We start from the raw sequence: 15207 nt of genomic DNA, 5'->3' as shown, positions 1-15207 counted from the left end.
TGTTATGCCTTGACCACTTTAACTGCGCACTTTTTGTAATCCGTCTCTTTCGAGAGTGGATCAGTGGCATCCAGTGTTACCTTATTAATCAGACGTCCGGCATCAAACCATGGCACAAAGATCAATCCCTGTGGTGGTTTGTTACGACCACGGGTCTCAACCCTGGCCATAATCTCCCCACGACGACTAACTACCTTGGCATACTTGCCTCGACGCAGCTTGCGCTTCTTGGCATCTTTTGGATGCATGTAGATCACTGCGTCCGGCATAGCCTTGTAGAGCTCAGGTACACGGCGAGTCATGGAAGCAGAGTGCCAGTGCTCAAGAACACGCCCGGTGGATAGCCAGAGATCGTACTCTTTATCAGGACTCTCCGCAGGTGGCTCATAAGGTGCAGTAATGATATTGGCCTTGCCATCTGGCTTACCATAGAATTTAACACCAGCACCCTTGGGTACAAGAGCATCGTAACCTTCACGATATCTCCAGAGCGTCTCCTTGCCATCAATTACCGGCCAGCGAATACCACGGGATGCATGGTAGTCCTCATATGGTGCCATCTCATGACCCTTCTTTGGACCCTCAAACTGGAAGCGACGGTACTCTTCGAAAAGACCTTTCTGTACATAGTACCCAAAGTCCTCCATCTCATCATTACCGTAGAGATTACCCTCTGGATCCTTGACCTCCTGAGCAGGGAACTTGTCAACCTGACCATTGGCATAGAGCACATCATATAGGGTCTTACCCTTGTACTCAGGTGCTGCAGCCAGAAGATCCGCATCCCAAACATCATCAGTCTTCACATACTTGGCAAATTCCATAACCTGCCAGAGATCTGATTTTGACTCACCAGGCCCCTTGGTCTGCTGACGCCAGAACTGGGTACGACGCTCGGAGTTGCCGTATGCACCCTCTTTCTCCACCCACATTGAGGTAGGTAGAATCATGTCTGCACCCATCGCAGATATCGTTGGATATGGATCAGAGACAGTAATGAAGTTATCAGGATTACGCCATCCAGGCAGAGACTCCTCATTGAAGTTTGCTGCAGCCTGCAGGTTGTTGTTACACATAACCCAGAAGCAGTTCATCACACCATCTTTAAGTGCACGATGCATGGCAACTGCATGGATCATGGTCTTGCCCATTGGCTTGCCACTGATGTCAGTCTGGTCAGCACCATCGGTCTTGCCATTGGCTCTTGGGATGGTACCTGCCGGCAGCTTCCATATCTTCTCGGCAAACTTACAGTGCGCATCCTTCTTGACCACATAATCAGCAGGCAGACGGTGGGTAAAGGTACCAACCTCACGTGCAGTACCACAGGCTGATGGCTGTCCGGTCAGAGAAAATGGGCTGTTGCCAGGCTCTGAGATCTTGCCCATCATCAGATGGATGTTATAGACCAGGCTGTTCATCCAGACACCACGTGTGTGCTGATTCATTCCCATAGTCCAGAATGAGGTGACCTTCTTGTTGGGGTCAGCGTAGAGTTTTGCCAACTTCTTCAGTCTGGTTTTTGGTACGCCAGAGATCTTGGAAGCATGCTCCAGGGTATATGGCTCAACAGACTTTGCATACTCCTCAAAGGTGATGCCAGAGAGCTTGCCGCCCTTTCCGGTTTTTGCCTTCTCCAGAGGGTGTGATGCACGCAGACCATAACCGATATCAGTTGGGGTCTTTTTGAAGTTTACATTCTTATCAATAAATGCCTGGTTGTAGGCCTTGGTCTGAATGATATAGTTGGCAATATAGTTGGCAATTGCCAAGTCAGTATTGGGGATAAAGATAAGCTCATTATCAGCCAAGTCACAGCTACGATGTCTGAAGGTAGAGAGCACATGAACCTCAGAATCCTTCTTGCTCAGACGGGTATCAGTTAGTCGTGACCAGAGAATTGGATGCATCTCAGACATGTTTGAACCCCAGAGTACAAATGCATCTGCATGCTCAAGGTCATCATAACAACCCATTGGCTCATCAATACCGAAGGTACGCATAAATGATCCCACAGCCGATGCCATACAGTGACGGGCATTTGGCTCAAGACTATTGGAGCGGAAACCTGCCTTGAGTAGCTTCTGGGCGGCATAACCTTCCCATATGGTCCACTGACCGGAGCCGAACATACCGACCCCTTTTGGTCCTTTCTTACGGGCAGTCACCCACTTCTCAGCCATGGTCTTGAAGGCCTCATCCCAGGAGATCTCCTCAAATTCGCCATTCTTGTCATATTGGCCATTGGTCTTGCGAAGCAGTGGCTTGGTGAGACGATCCTTTCCATACATAATCTTGGAGAGGAAATATCCCTTAATACAGTTCAACCCCTTGTTAACCGGTGCATCCGGGTCACCCTGGGTAGCAACCACCCTGCCGCCCTTGGTTCCGATCAATACACTGCATCCTGTACCACAAAAACGACATGCCGCCTTATCCCAGCGAATACCGTCCTTGTCCATGCCATCCTTTGCCTGGGTGACGACAGGAATGGTGATCCCTGCAGTTGCTGCTGCTGCAGCAATTGCATTGGTCTTGATAAAATCTCTTCTATTCATACTCATCTAGACTACTCCTTGCTCTACTTCAAATTCTTCATAGTGGTGGTAAATCATTGAGGCATTCAATACACCATCTATACTGGTAAAACCATTGACTGTATCTGACATTACTGAATCATCATCATGTTCAACGGTTACGATCAATTTCCCATCCTCTGCACCTCCATGAACCTCTGCCCCCTGTAGCTTCTCTATGTCTGCAGTTACAGATGGTGCTCTCTCTGGCCGGACATGTATGATTACGCTACAGATATTCATTACTTTATAAATCCAATTACAAATTGTACTTTTTGAGAAACAGACCACCCGACACATCATCAAATAGCCAAAATCTCATATAACTCTTAGCAGGTATCTTTTAGCGCTGTATAGTTAAATTTTGATTTGACACAGATCAAATAAGATGACAGTTATGTTCTGATATTATATAAAACATGTAGTTACACATATTTTTTATAAGGTTTTTTCGTAAATAGAGAAACCGTCCGAAATATCTGCTGATATTTTTGCTTAACAAATTGATCCAGAACAAATCAGACACCTCCAGTTAGGTAGATAATGTCCACTATATGTCCCAACCATTATCAATACAGGATCGTCGCCTGCTGAATGAGTTTCAGCACCACTTTCCCCTCTCCCCGCACCCCTATGCAGATCTGGCTGAGCGCTTGGGCACTAGTGAGGAGGAGGTACTTGGACAGATAAAACGACTCCAGGGTGATGGATTGATCAGCCGGGTAGGGGCGGTAATTCAGCCCCACACCATTGGCTACAGCACATTGGCTGCAATGAGCATTCCCACTGATAAAATCGAGGATGTGGTGGAGCTTATCAACCAGCTACCGCAGGTTAACCATAACTATGAACGAGAGAACAAGATGAATATCTGGTTTGTGGTAACAGCTGAAGATGAAAACAGTCTAAACCTGATTCTGCAGAGGATCGAGAGAGAGACTGGATACCAGGTCCACTCATTTCCCATGGTAAAAGACTTCCATATTGATCTGGGATTCAAGCTGGACTGGAAACATCCATTCAGCATACAGTCAGGCTCTGTACACCCGGCGGCATTCTCATGATCAGCAACAAGGATGTCTCCATCAAGAAAATCACAGAAGCGGACAAGAGATTGTTGGCTGCGATCCAGACTGGATTACCCCTCACCCCACGACCGTATGATGATATCGGCAAGATGATCGGGATGAGTGAGCATGAGGTCATTGACAGGGTTCAGCAGCTACAGCTTGGCGGAATCATCCGGCGGATGGGAATTATCGTCCACCACCGCCCCCTGGGATACAACGCAAATGCCATGGTGGTGTGGAACCTTCCGACCACTCTTGTAGACGAATTTGGGAAGAAGGTCTCCAAGCTGGATTTTGTTACCCTCTGTTATCAACGAAAAACTGATCCTGATGTATGGCCATATAATCTCTACACCATGATTCACGGCAAGGACCGGGAGAGTGTAATGAAGAGGGTAAATACCCTGCTGTCACTATCTCCGGTTAAGGATATTGACCACCAGATTCTATTCAGTAGTCGCCGCTTCAAACAGCAAGGTGCTCGTTACTTTTCATCCACAAGCAGAGCGGCAACTGCAGTTGCTCCTGAGCTAAAGCCTGAATAATCATGAGGAGAGAAGATGCTCCTGTTCTGGATACTATTAATCGCAGAATCATAAACAACCTGCAGGGCGGGTTTCCTGTTACTGAGTCCCCATACCGCGATATTGCCTTTAAAATCGGAATCACGGAAGATGAGCTGTTATGGCGGCTTGAGGTTATGAAAACCGATCAGATCTATTCAAGATTTGGGCCGCTCTATAATGCCGAGGCCCTTGGAGGGGCAGTTACTCTGGCTGCGATCAAGGTGCCTGAGGATGATTTCGAACGTGTAACCGAACTGGTTAATGCCCATGATGAGGTAGCCCATAACTACAGACGTTCACCATCCCCCCTCAATATGTGGTTTGTGCTATCAACCGAGAGTAGCGAGGAGATTAGCGTGGTACTTGATGAGATAGCGCAGGAGACCGGGCTCGAGGTCTACAATATGCCGAAGCAGAAAGAGTACTTTCTGGAGCTCAAACTCTTCGTCTGAGAAGTTTATATGGATGAGATAGATCGTAAAATAATTGCCGCCACTCAGTCTGGATTGCCCCTGGTAAATCACCCCTATCATGAGGTGGCAGAGTCGCTTGGACTCTCTGCAGAGGATGTAATGGAGAGAATGCGAGCCATGCTGGAGAGTGGCATTATCCGTAGAATCGGTATAATCCCAAACCACTACAAGCTTGGTTACAAGTCCAATGGAATGACAGTATGGGATGTACCTGATGAGGAGATTGATACTCTTGGCAAGTCTATTGGAAAACTTGAGTTTGTCAGCCACTGTTATCAGAGACCTCGCCATCTGCCGGAATGGCCATATAACCTGTTTGCCATGGTTCATGGAAAAACCCGCAATGAGGTAATGTCAAAAGCTAAACAGATTGAGGATATTATGGGGCAATCGGTGCGCTCTCATGACATTCTCTTCAGTGATGCTGTACTGAAAAAAACCGGGCTGCGCCTGCTCAAGGCACATAATAAAAACCAAGAGTAGAGAGTGCAGGATGTTTAGAATCAGCCAATACATGAAGGAGCTACGTACTCCAACACCCATTCAACCGACTCGGGCTCCATCTGGTCCAGTTGTGATCTGGAATCTGATCAGACGCTGCAATCTAACCTGTAAACACTGTTACTCAATCTCTGCTGATACCAACTTCAAGGGAGAGCTCTCCACTGAGGAGATTTTTACGGTGATGGATAATCTTAAACAGTATGGAGTAAAGGTGCTGATCCTCTCTGGAGGGGAACCTCTGATGAGACCGGATATCTTCGAGATCTCTCACCGAGCCAAAGAGATGGGGTTCTACGTCGGCCTCTCCACCAACGGAACATTGATCGACTATGACAACATAGACCGGATTGCAGCTGTTGGGTATGACTATGTGGGAATCAGTATCGACGGGATGCGTGAGACCCATGACCAGTTTCGTCGCAAAGAGGGAGCCTATGAGGAGGCAATGACTGGAATACGGCTATGTATGCAACATCAGATCAAGGTTGGATTACGCTTCACCCTTACCCAGGACAATGAGAATGAACTTCCCCAGATGCTGAAGATGCTGGAGATGAAAAATATCGAGAAGTTTTATCTGTCACATCTCAACTATGCAGGACGGGGAAACAAAAATCGTGAGGATGATGCATACCACCAGAGCACAAGACGGGCTATGGATCTGCTGTTTGAGTCAGCCATGCAATCTGTACAGCACGGTATTAAACGAGAGTATGTGACTGGCAACAATGATGCGGATGGCGTCTATCTACTGCACTGGGCGAGAAAAAATTATCCTGAACATGCTGATCATATTGAAGAGAAGCTGATGCAGTGGGGAGGAAATCAGTCTGGAGTGAATATCTCGAATATCGATAATCTGGGAAATGTACATCCAGACACCATGTGGTGGGACTATAACCTTGGCAACGTCAGGGAGAGGCCTTTCTCCGAGATTTGGGAAGATACCAGTGACCCTCTGATGGCTGGTCTCAAACAGCAACCACGAGATGTGAAGGGGCGCTGCAGAGAGTGCGCATATCTGAAAATATGTGGCGGCAACACCAGAGTACGTGCACTGCAGCTCAGTGGTGATGTCTGGGCAGAGGATCCCGGTTGTTATCTGACTGATGAGGAGATTGGGGTTTTATGAAAACATTAATAGCCTCTCTACTATTTATACTAACGCCCCTCCAGGCTGCAGAGCAGTCAGCAACCCTGGCTAATGAAGATCTCTATCAACAGAACTGTGCTGCCTGTCATGGTGCCGATCGACTTGGACTGGTAGGACCTGCACTGCTTCCGGAAAACCTGAAACGCCTGCGCAAGAAGGCTGCCATCGAGACAGTAACCAACGGACGCCCGTCCACCCAGATGCCCCCTTTTGACGAAAAGTTAAGTGGTGAGCAGATCAAGGCACTGGTCTCGCACATCTATACTCCACTAATGGATATTCCTGACTGGGGCGAGAGTGAGATAGAGAAGAGCTATATTAGTTACACCCCTCTCACCGCTCTACCAACAGAGCCTCAACACTATGCTGACCCACTAAATCTCTTTTTTGTGGTGGAGGCAGGAGACCACCATGCCACTATTCTGGATGGCGACAAACTGGAACCAATACACCGTTTCAAGACCCGCTTCGCGCTTCATGGAGGGGCCAAATACTCACCTGATGGACGTTTTGTCTATTTTGCCTCACGTGATGGATGGGTGACCCTGTTTGATCTCCACAGCATGCAGATGGTTGCCGAGATAAGAGCCGGTATCAATACCCGTAATATTGCTGTCTCCAGTGATGGCAATACAGTTGCTGTGGGCAACTACCTTCCACATAACCTGGTTCTGTTGAATGCCAACGATCTATCTCTAAAGAGTGTGATTCAGGTGGCGTCTGGAGGAGAGAGCTCGCGGGTCAGTGCGGTCTATGATGCCACACCACGTAACAGCTTTATTCTTGCACTCAAAGATCTGCCTGAGGTATGGGAGATCCCCTTCCCTACCGATGCTCAGCCAGAACCCGTCATCAGAAAAATCATGCTACAAGAGACTCTGGATGACTTCTTCTTTGATCAACAGTACAAACATCTGATCGGATCATCCAGAAAAGGCCAGGGCCAGGTAATTGATCTTGATCTGGGCAGAAAGATTGCAGACATCTCACTAGAGGGGATGCCCCATCTGGGATCAGGAATTAGCTGGAGGCGTGGTAATCAAACTGTAATGGCATCCCCAAACCTGCGCAAAAGTGCTCTTACCATCATTGATGTTAATAACTGGAAAACCATTGAGGAAATCAAGACCAAGGGGCCTGGATTCTTTATGCGCAGCCATGAGAATAGCCGTTACGCCTGGGCTGATGTCTTCTTCGGCCCCAACCGTGACCTGGTACATATTATTGACAAGCAGTCACTGGAGATTGTCAAAACAGTACGTCCCGCCCCCGGGAAAACCGCTGCCCATATCGAGTTTACCCGTGATGGACGTTATGCCCTGCTCAGTATCTGGGAGGAGGATGGTGCTCTGATAGTGTACGACGGAGATACCCTGGAGGAGATAAAACGAATCCCCATGAAGAAACCTGTCGGCAAGTATAATGTCTTCAACAAGATCACCAAATCCGAGGGTACCAGCCACTAGTACTCGGAAACTCTATCTCATCCCACGACGAGCTGCATAGGTGACAAACAGGGTTATGGTGAAGAGTGCCACAGCACCTGCCTGATGGGTTGATGCCAGATGAATTGGCACAACCAGTAAAAGCGTACTGATTCCGAGAGCCACCTGAATCAGCACCATTACCATCAGTGCATTCATCCCGCTACGGGCATATTTAGAGAGCTCTGCCTGTCGATATCGGAACCAGACAGTTATGGTTGCTATCAATACGGTAATTGCCAGGATGCGGTGGTCAAACTGTACTGTGGTTCTGTTTTCAAAGAAGTTGATCCAGAGCGGGCTCTCCCTGAAGAGACCATCAGGGATATACATTCCATTCATGTCCGGAAAGGTATTGTAACCATACCCTGCCTTGAGACCTGCAACAAACCCGCCCGAGAGTATAGTGATCACAATCAGGATAGTTAGCCAGCGTGATGTTCCATATAGTTTAGCCGAGAGATTTCTGCCCATTCTGAATTTGGCATTAGGAAGCAGATAGCCAAGCGCGGTCCAGAACAGGTATGCATAGATCAGGAATGCTGCCGCAAGATGTGCAGTCAGACGATACTGGCTAACATGAGGGTTATCAATCAACCCACTCTTGACCATGTACCATCCCAACACACCCTGAAGACCACCCAGGATGAACATCAGAATAAATCGTGGGATAGCCGAACGCTGAATCTTGCCGGTAACCCAAAAGTAGATGAATGGCAGCAGGAAGGCGAGGCCAATCAGACGCCCCAGAACCCTGTGCAGATACTCTAACAGGAAGATTGACTGGAAGCCTGCCAAGTCCATCCCCATATTGATCTTCTGGTACTCGGGGGATTGACGATAGAGGTCAAACACACGCTCCCACTCCATCTGAGTCAGTGGCGGAATCCACCCCATCAGTGGATCCCAATCCACCATTGAGAGGCCGGAGCCAGTCAGACGAGTAATCCCGCCAAGCACCACCATCGCATAGATAAGCAGGCAGACGGCAAGGAGCCAGATCCCGATCTGGCGATTGTGGTTATATGCTGAAAGAGAACTATACACCGCTCTCTATCCCCTTCTCTGTTCTCACACCAGTAACCGAAGAATAGATCAGCAGAGCAGCTATAAGCAATTGGGAAAGTGTAGAGTGAACTGAGGTCACAATCAGTGGAAGCTGCTCCTCCACCATGAGGCCACCAAGCTTGATCTGTACAAATAGCAGCAGTAGCAATATGAGTAGAAAATTTCTCTGACCTGAATCACCTCTCCTGAGGGCACGCAGCAACATTACCCCAAAATAGAGAATAGCAACCGCTGCCGAGAATCTGTGCATCATATGCATCTGAATTAAAGGATTTTCTGCCCACCAATATCCATTGCAGTCAGGTAGGGTTGTACAGGCCATGCCTGCAAATTTGGCAGAGACCATCCCGCCCTGCATAAACATGGTCAGTAGCAACATGGCACCGGCCAGCATAACCACCCTCTGCAATGAGAATCTCTGCTCCCAGCCAAAAACTCCAGCCATCAACAGGGCAGAAGAACCCAACAGAATCATTCCCCCCAAAAGGTTACCCATAACCACCCAGAGACCAAGTGATCCACCTGCGGTTATCCCCAGCCCTGCGAGCCACAATACAGTACCGCCCATGGTCACGGCATATTTCCTTAATCTGGCATCACTCTCTCCAGCCCTAATCAATACAATATTTACCAGCAACACAAGTATTGCAATAACACCAGCCAGGGTGCGGTGTGTCATGGTTGCTAAATGGTATTCACCCTCGGCAATACCGGCAAAACCCTTGGCCTCACCAGTTACTCCAACCTCACCATAACAGAGTGGCCGTTCAACACACTCCAGCCCGGACTTTACATGCCTGATATACGAGCTGGTAAAGTTGAGGGTCACCACCAGCAGAACTGTTATTACAACCAGATAACGGATATTCAACCTCATCTATTACTGCTCTCTTCGTTCTGGCCTCTCACCAAAGAGTTCATTTTTATTGTCTTGAATATATTCGTTATCTACCTTTCCAGCAACCAGGCGAATATGTTTGGGGTTTTTCTGCCAATCCACATGATCATAGCCCAGCTTGAAATCCCAGGCCCATGCACTTCCTCCCTGGAACGCATAGGTTGAAGCTGTCCAATAATCAGCGGCATGTCCATTAGGGAAGAAATTACGAAAGTTCGGGTCAATACTTCTGTCCTTGCTGATAAATGCTATAGAACCCATCTCTATATTCTCTGGCAGATGCCAATCATTCAGACCACAGATTCCCTCCTTGTTAACCTCTGCCACATAAGAGATCGCATCACAATCACTCCCTGCACAGCTGCCTCCATTGGCTACACCTATGAAATTCTCTCTCATCTCGGGGTCATACCAGGTATAGGTGTTGTCGGCAGAACGTAGCTCACCTGGCTCAGGCCTCTTTACCTCCCAGTGAAGCCCTGTTGATTTGTCATATACACACTCCCATGGGGCATCAGCATAATTTCCACTACCACTGTACACAGATCCATCTGCAGTTACTCTGACAAAGTTCTCCTCACGGATCTTTCTATCCTCATCTGTGAGCCCTTCGCATCCCATCAAAAATAGTGGGAACAGGATCAAGCCTATTACTTTTTTCATAGCCGATAAATTTCCTAATGACAAGTTTTTGGTGATCAGGTATCGCTTGTTGCGATCTGAATATGTGGCCCGCAGTATACTATTTTTTCAACCTGTTGAGCGATCAAAACATTCTATCGTCCGAGAGGTGAAGGTATGTACAATTAGGGGATCTTTAACTGCGGGCACAAATACAGAGAAAAGAGATGAGAGAGCTAAGTACGTTCTGGATTATCGGCATCATTTTAAATCTTGGGGTTGTTATATCCGCATTTGTCTGGCTCTTCAAAATAATGGAACGTCCAGACAAACAGACTAAAGAGCAAAACCGCAACAAATAACAACAATCTTGCCTGCTGCAGTGGATCACAAACTGTTGCGGTAGAGCAAGTGCTGAAGAGTTACCACAATGAACAGACAACCCGATTACCAACCCACCATCCCTGAAGCTGTCCAGCCATTAATCAGAGGGTGGATATATCTGGCGTTGGCCTCACTTATCGTCCCCGGACTGACAGCTGTACTTCTGGTGTTGCTGCGTACATTGGTAGTTGATTCGGCATCATGGACCGATCTGTTTCGTACTGCACTGGTTGTCCATGTAGACCTTTCTGTCTTTGTCTGGTTTCTTGCTATCGGGGGTGCGTTGTGGACCAGCATGCTGTCATCACCAACCATGGCTGCCAGATGGTCGCTGCGTCTGGCGGTAGCTGGCACGGTGATCATATCAATTGCTCCACTACTGGGGGCAACCACTCCGATAATGAACAACTATATTCCGGTACTGGACCATCCAATCTTTCATCTTGGTCTTGGTCTCTTTGCGGTCGGTATACTCCTTCTGGCCCCAGCCATCATGAAGAGACCCCCCAGGCTGTTTCCAGATAGTGGGAAGGGATTGATACAGCTTGGTGGATGGCTTGCCATGCTGGCAACAGTTATTGCGGCAATAACATTTATCCATACCTATACATCCATCCCTCCAGACCCAGATAGAGCGGCCGTCACCTATTATGAGATCCTGTTCTGGTCAGATGGACACATCCTGCAATTTACCTATACGACCCTGCTGGTAATTGCCTGGCTGGCATTGGGTTCTGCGCTCAAGATGGAGACTCTTCCCTCTCCAGGAAGCACTGCAACCATGCTGGTTGTCGGCTTTATCCCACTGATTATTGTGCCCTGGATTCTTGCCTCATTTGGGGTGCTCTCTGCAGAGTACCGTGGGTGGTTTACCTGGCTGATGCGTTATGGCAATAGTGTGGCGCCGATACTTGTATCGCTGTTCCTGCTGGCTGGACTGTTCCGCACCAGTATAAAGAGTGCTGAGCAGCGACCTCTTCACGCCTCCCTGGTTGCATCATTCATCCTGTTCGCCGCCGGCGGCATTATTGGATTTATGATCTCTGGATACAACACCATTATTCCCGCCCATTATCATGGATCCATTGTTGGGGTAACACTCGCCTTCATGGGGCTGGTTTACATCTTGTTGCCAAAAGTTGGGTTTACCGCCCCAAGCGGAAAAATGGCCACACTACAGCCTTACATATATGCCGTTGGGCAGCTTATGCATGTTGCAGGACTGGCGCTGTCAGGTGGCCACGGTGCAGCCCGAAAGAGTGTCGGTGGTTCTATAGGGGCAGATAATTTTTACGGTGCGCTGAGTGTCAGCTTTACCCGCATTGGCGGACTGCTGGCCGTAGTTGGCGGAGTGCTTTTTCTGGTGGTATGCTGGAAATCAATTCGTGCCAAACGAGGTTAGTTGGCGTTAATATATGGCTTTGCAATAGGAGATAGCAAGTATGGAAATGGTACTCTACACAGTAATAGCAGTTGTGCTCTATCTGGTATCAGACAGAATTCTAGGTTACCTGGAGTCAATGTACGGAAAAGTGCTTCCATACAGAAGCGTTATATTCTTTGTGATTATCCTGATACTTGCTGTCACTGTTTTCAGTATTATGGAGAATATCATGATGCCGGAAGATGGAGCGCTACTGAACAATGGCTCTTATCCATGGTCTGGCCGATAGAGTCCAAATCTCTTAACCAGAGACTATTTACCAGACTTTATTGATTGGATTTTACCTTTACCCCATAACGCTTATTGCTTTCGCACAGAGAGTTCTTGGAGCGCCAGCTGCCATTCTCCTGGGTATAGCTTGTTTTGGGAACCTCAATCTCTCTACCATTCTTGATCTCAAAAATTGTCACCTTACCAGGATCAGGCTCACGTACTCTCATCAATCTTCCGAGACTACATAGAGTATCTGCATAGTAGTGAATCGTCATATCCGAGTAGAAGCCACCCTCGCAGTCTGTATCACAGTAGTCCTCATTCTTGAATATATCGACAACTGCCTTGTACGTATACATTGGGCAACGTCTCTTACCAAAAAAATTACTCAGTATCCCCATACTCTCCCCTCCGGTAAATTTAGATAAATATTACTCAAAGATAAACTTCCCATGTTTTGCGTCAAAATCCACCACTACGATCTCTGCCGGAGCCATCTCAATATCCTTCTCAGCAATATAGTCAAACTCGTCACTGTCTACACTATCACGCATCTTCACTCCAAGCCTGTGTTTACCAGACGGCACTGTTATCTTCTGATAGGTATAGCCTGCAGCATCGTGGTGTAGCCCTGACGGCATGATGGTCTCCGAGTGAACCACCTCGCCATCAAGCTCCAGTTCAATAAAAATTGGAGAACGCTCTCTGGGACATACCACAGGCATTCGCATGTTTGGCGGAAGTTTGGCGAGCTGCTCAGGGGTCTGTTTAACACACTCCCCGGCTGGTTCACTGGTGTGAGCGAGACTGATCTTGATCAGTGCTGTATCAGGACCCATGTGGTTATATGACGGTGATGTAGAGAGGTATCCAACTACCGCCATAAACAGTCCATAGAGCACAACCTGACCGATTATCTGCATAACCTTGTTCATTGTTTAGTCTCCTCTCCACTGCCATCTTCACCATCCTGCTCACCGCTATAACTCTGCAGATAATCACGGAACTCGTTGATCTGTGAATCAAGTTTTTTCTGGTCAGGGCTCTCGGCACGGAAAATCCGGATACGATTACGATCAACTCGTGAGCGCAGCGCAGGCTTCCTGTCCTTATGAATCCTCCCATCAAGCCAGTGGTTACCTAGACGATAGTGACAGTTATTCTCCAGACAACCGGTTATAAATACACCATCGACATTGCCGCGCCTGAATGCATAATCAATGAATGAGGCTGGCAACATTCCTGTACACGGGAGGGTAACTACTGCGGTATCGCCACCTTTGTATCTCTCCAGCTCTGCTGCATGATCACAACCAAAGATAATAATACTGGTGTCACCATCCAGCTCTTCCAGTTTGGAGTTACACTCCTCACGCAACATATTGACTGACTCATGAGGCATATCGATGCCGGTTACCAGTGGATCCATTTTTCTGAATGGAGTTGATGATGGACAAGAGCCAGCGCAGATACCACAACTTGCACAGTAACTATCGTGTACTACTGCAACTTCATCATAAGGGAGATCATCAGTTCTTGGCTCCATTGTGATTGCACTGTATGGACAGTCATCCACACACTGGCCACAGCCATTGCACTCCTCCGGGAAGATCTCGGCAACTGGTGGCTGCTTCTTCTTGGGGAACCATGGAAGGATAATCAACAGAGCACTAACTGCCCACACCAGAGACCATACCGCCCACATTGGCCAATTATCAGCCAGTGGATATATATTCAGATAGAACCAGTCCAGGTTTATATCGGTTGGTACAGTATCAAGATTTGCCTGTTCATGGCTCACTGCAGGCTTGTACAGTGAGAGCGCAACCAGGGCAACGAGTGTTCCAATAGCCAGTCCACGTGGTGGATTAATCACTGAACGGCTTATACGCAGAAGATGAATCCAGATCCCGAACAGTAGAAAGATTGGCAGACCGATAACGTGGATAAATGCAATCAGGGTAAAGAACCGATCATTCATGTCATCGTTGGTCAGGAAGTTCCTGGCCATGGGCTCGGTAAAAATAGGCAGCCAGTCCATCATCTCTGATGATGCAATTGCAACATACTGGGCCATGGTATCCCATACCATCCAGTACCCAGAGATACCCAGCAATGCTGTCATCCAGAGCAGTGGCACCCCGGAAAACCATGAGAACCAACGAAAACTGCGGAACCGATCCAACACAAACTCACGAGTCAGGTGAAGGATAATGGTAATGATTGCGGCATCAGACGCATATCGGTGGAGACTACGCATGATTCCAGCAGACCACCACAACTCATTGCTCATATATTCCAGTGATGACCAGGCCCCGAATATACTGGATTCATAAAGCACAAAAACATATATTCCACTTACCAGAACAATCCAGAATAGATATACAGTAAGGGCTCCCAGATGGTACATGGGGTTCAGCTCTTTGGTAAAGAACATATTAAACCAACCCTCCATCGTAGAGACGGTGTACTCTCTGATTTTTTGTATACGATTAGTCATAAGTGATAATTTTATTGGGCCTTACTTAGCTCTTTATTATATTGCACGTGTCACATTACTATTCAAATATTTCTAAAATATTTCCATAATGTTATTTGCGTTTGTTAATCACAAACTCCTTGATCAGAAAATAGACCCCAATGGCAATAATCATGAAGCCGATAAACATACTGACAAAAATCGAGTAATCAAAACGATAACCGCCACTGGCAGGATCATATACAGTACAGAAGAAGCGCACACGATCCCCTAT

General features: G+C 47.6%; 17 protein-coding genes. 8 read left to right on the top strand and 9 right to left on the bottom strand.

Translation table 11 applies throughout. The features are described 5' to 3' along the window. Window positions 1-2 precede the first annotated feature (2 nt). Both napA and H8D24_03675 read right to left on the bottom strand, forming a co-directional pair. Entirely contained in the window at window positions 3-2564 is a 2562-nt protein-coding gene (napA, locus tag H8D24_03680) for a nitrate reductase catalytic subunit NapA (protein MBC8519494.1), read from the bottom strand. Next, window positions 2565-2819: a chaperone NapD gene (locus tag H8D24_03675; protein MBC8519493.1), complete on the bottom strand. Its 255-nt coding sequence runs from the start codon at window positions 2817-2819 to the stop codon at window positions 2565-2567. A gap of 311 nt (window positions 2820-3130) precedes the next feature. Between H8D24_03675 and H8D24_03670 the strand changes: the two genes are divergently transcribed. From H8D24_03670 to H8D24_03645, 6 genes are read left to right on the top strand one after another with little or no spacing between them, the layout of a single operon-like run. Next, window positions 3131-3640, top strand: a complete 510-nt coding sequence (locus H8D24_03670) for an Lrp/AsnC family transcriptional regulator (GenBank protein ID MBC8519492.1) — start codon at window positions 3131-3133, stop codon at window positions 3638-3640. Further along, entirely contained in the window at window positions 3637-4191 is a 555-nt protein-coding gene (locus H8D24_03665) for an Lrp/AsnC family transcriptional regulator (protein MBC8519491.1), read from the top strand. The genes H8D24_03670 and H8D24_03665 overlap by 4 nt, the downstream gene beginning before the upstream one ends. 26 nt (window positions 4192-4217) lie before the next feature. Next, a complete protein-coding gene (locus H8D24_03660; GenBank protein MBC8519490.1) occupies window positions 4218-4664 on the top strand; it encodes an Lrp/AsnC family transcriptional regulator in 447 nt (148 codons plus the stop codon). A gap of 9 nt (window positions 4665-4673) precedes the next feature. Then, window positions 4674-5168: an AsnC family transcriptional regulator gene (locus H8D24_03655; GenBank protein ID MBC8519489.1), complete on the top strand. Its 495-nt coding sequence runs from the start codon at window positions 4674-4676 to the stop codon at window positions 5166-5168. A gap of 10 nt (window positions 5169-5178) precedes the next feature. After that, on the top strand, window positions 5179-6321 hold the full coding sequence (gene nirJ, locus H8D24_03650) for a heme d1 biosynthesis radical SAM protein NirJ (protein MBC8519488.1): 1143 nt from the start codon (window positions 5179-5181) through the stop codon (window positions 6319-6321). Continuing rightward, complete coding sequence (locus H8D24_03645) at window positions 6318-7808, top strand: c-type cytochrome (protein ID MBC8519487.1); 1491 nt, start codon at window positions 6318-6320, stop codon at window positions 7806-7808. The genes nirJ and H8D24_03645 overlap by 4 nt, the downstream gene beginning before the upstream one ends. Window positions 7809-7820: 12 nt before the next feature. Here the strand turns inward: H8D24_03645 and H8D24_03640 are convergent, their stop codons facing one another. The 3 genes from H8D24_03640 to H8D24_03630 form a co-directional block, all read right to left on the bottom strand. After that, the gene (locus H8D24_03640) at window positions 7821-8792 is read right to left on the bottom strand and encodes a COX15/CtaA family protein (protein ID MBC8519486.1); all 972 of its coding nucleotides are present in this window, start codon (window positions 8790-8792) and stop codon (window positions 7821-7823) included. 73 nt (window positions 8793-8865) lie between these two features. Further along, window positions 8866-9771 (bottom strand): COX15/CtaA family protein, encoded by a 906-nt coding sequence (locus H8D24_03635; protein ID MBC8519485.1) that lies wholly within the window; start codon window positions 9769-9771, stop codon window positions 8866-8868. Between the two features lie 3 nt (window positions 9772-9774). Continuing rightward, the gene (locus H8D24_03630; protein ID MBC8519484.1) at window positions 9775-10455 is read right to left on the bottom strand and encodes a DUF1566 domain-containing protein; all 681 of its coding nucleotides are present in this window, start codon (window positions 10453-10455) and stop codon (window positions 9775-9777) included. A gap of 388 nt (window positions 10456-10843) precedes the next feature. Here H8D24_03630 and H8D24_03625 point away from each other — a divergent pair, with 388 nt between their 5' ends. Further along, window positions 10844-12199 (top strand): cbb3-type cytochrome c oxidase subunit I, encoded by a 1356-nt coding sequence (locus tag H8D24_03625; GenBank protein MBC8519483.1) that lies wholly within the window; start codon window positions 10844-10846, stop codon window positions 12197-12199. A gap of 40 nt (window positions 12200-12239) precedes the next feature. After that, window positions 12240-12470 carry a hypothetical protein gene (locus tag H8D24_03620; protein MBC8519482.1) on the top strand — a complete coding sequence of 77 codons (231 nt, stop codon included), beginning with the start codon at window positions 12240-12242 and terminating at the stop codon, window positions 12468-12470. A 37-nt stretch (window positions 12471-12507) separates the two neighbouring features. Here the strand turns inward: H8D24_03620 and H8D24_03615 are convergent, their stop codons facing one another. From H8D24_03615 to H8D24_03600, 4 genes are all read right to left on the bottom strand, one after another. Continuing rightward, complete coding sequence (locus tag H8D24_03615; protein MBC8519481.1) at window positions 12508-12813, bottom strand: hypothetical protein; 306 nt, start codon at window positions 12811-12813, stop codon at window positions 12508-12510. 72 nt (window positions 12814-12885) lie between these two features. Next, window positions 12886-13389: a hypothetical protein gene (locus H8D24_03610; protein MBC8519480.1), complete on the bottom strand. Its 504-nt coding sequence runs from the start codon at window positions 13387-13389 to the stop codon at window positions 12886-12888. Then, window positions 13386-14954, bottom strand: coding sequence for a hydrogenase iron-sulfur subunit (locus H8D24_03605; protein ID MBC8519479.1), 1569 nt, complete (start codon window positions 14952-14954; stop codon window positions 13386-13388). The genes H8D24_03610 and H8D24_03605 overlap by 4 nt, the downstream gene beginning before the upstream one ends. 91 nt (window positions 14955-15045) lie before the next feature. Next, window positions 15046-15207 (bottom strand): SCO family protein (locus H8D24_03600; GenBank protein MBC8519478.1); only part of this gene is annotated, 162 nt, incomplete at its 5' end.

The sequence above is a fragment of the Candidatus Thiopontia autotrophica genome, assembly GCA_014384675.1.
Taxonomy (GTDB): Bacteria; Pseudomonadota; Gammaproteobacteria.
This window is presented reverse-complemented; position numbering and strand designations above follow the sequence as displayed.

Bases quoted from the DNA above. Each gene is read 5' to 3' on its own strand.
- H8D24_03640 (MBC8519486.1), bottom strand. From the start codon at position 8,792: ATGGTGGTGCTTGGCGGGATTACTCGTCTGACTGGCTCCGGCCTCTCA.
- H8D24_03675 (MBC8519493.1), bottom strand. From the start codon at position 2,819: ATGAATATCTGTAGCGTAATCATACATGTCCGGCCAGAGAGAGCACCA.
- H8D24_03670 (MBC8519492.1), top strand. From the start codon at position 3,131: ATGTCCCAACCATTATCAATACAGGATCGTCGCCTGCTGAATGAGTTT.
- H8D24_03655 (MBC8519489.1), top strand. From the start codon at position 4,674: ATGGATGAGATAGATCGTAAAATAATTGCCGCCACTCAGTCTGGATTG.
- H8D24_03620 (MBC8519482.1), top strand. From the start codon at position 12,240: ATGGAAATGGTACTCTACACAGTAATAGCAGTTGTGCTCTATCTGGTA.
- napA (MBC8519494.1), bottom strand. From the start codon at position 2,564: ATGAGTATGAATAGAAGAGATTTTATCAAGACCAATGCAATTGCTGCA.
- H8D24_03625 (MBC8519483.1), top strand. From the start codon at position 10,844: ATGAACAGACAACCCGATTACCAACCCACCATCCCTGAAGCTGTCCAG.
- nirJ (MBC8519488.1), top strand. From the start codon at position 5,179: ATGTTTAGAATCAGCCAATACATGAAGGAGCTACGTACTCCAACACCC.
- H8D24_03645 (MBC8519487.1), top strand. From the start codon at position 6,318: ATGAAAACATTAATAGCCTCTCTACTATTTATACTAACGCCCCTCCAG.
- H8D24_03665 (MBC8519491.1), top strand. From the start codon at position 3,637: ATGATCAGCAACAAGGATGTCTCCATCAAGAAAATCACAGAAGCGGAC.
- H8D24_03630 (MBC8519484.1), bottom strand. From the start codon at position 10,455: ATGAAAAAAGTAATAGGCTTGATCCTGTTCCCACTATTTTTGATGGGA.
- H8D24_03610 (MBC8519480.1), bottom strand. From the start codon at position 13,389: ATGAACAAGGTTATGCAGATAATCGGTCAGGTTGTGCTCTATGGACTG.
- H8D24_03635 (MBC8519485.1), bottom strand. From the start codon at position 9,771: ATGAGGTTGAATATCCGTTATCTGGTTGTAATAACAGTTCTGCTGGTG.
- H8D24_03605 (MBC8519479.1), bottom strand. From the start codon at position 14,954: ATGACTAATCGTATACAAAAAATCAGAGAGTACACCGTCTCTACGATG.
- H8D24_03615 (MBC8519481.1), bottom strand. From the start codon at position 12,813: ATGTATACGTACAAGGCAGTTGTCGATATATTCAAGAATGAGGACTAC.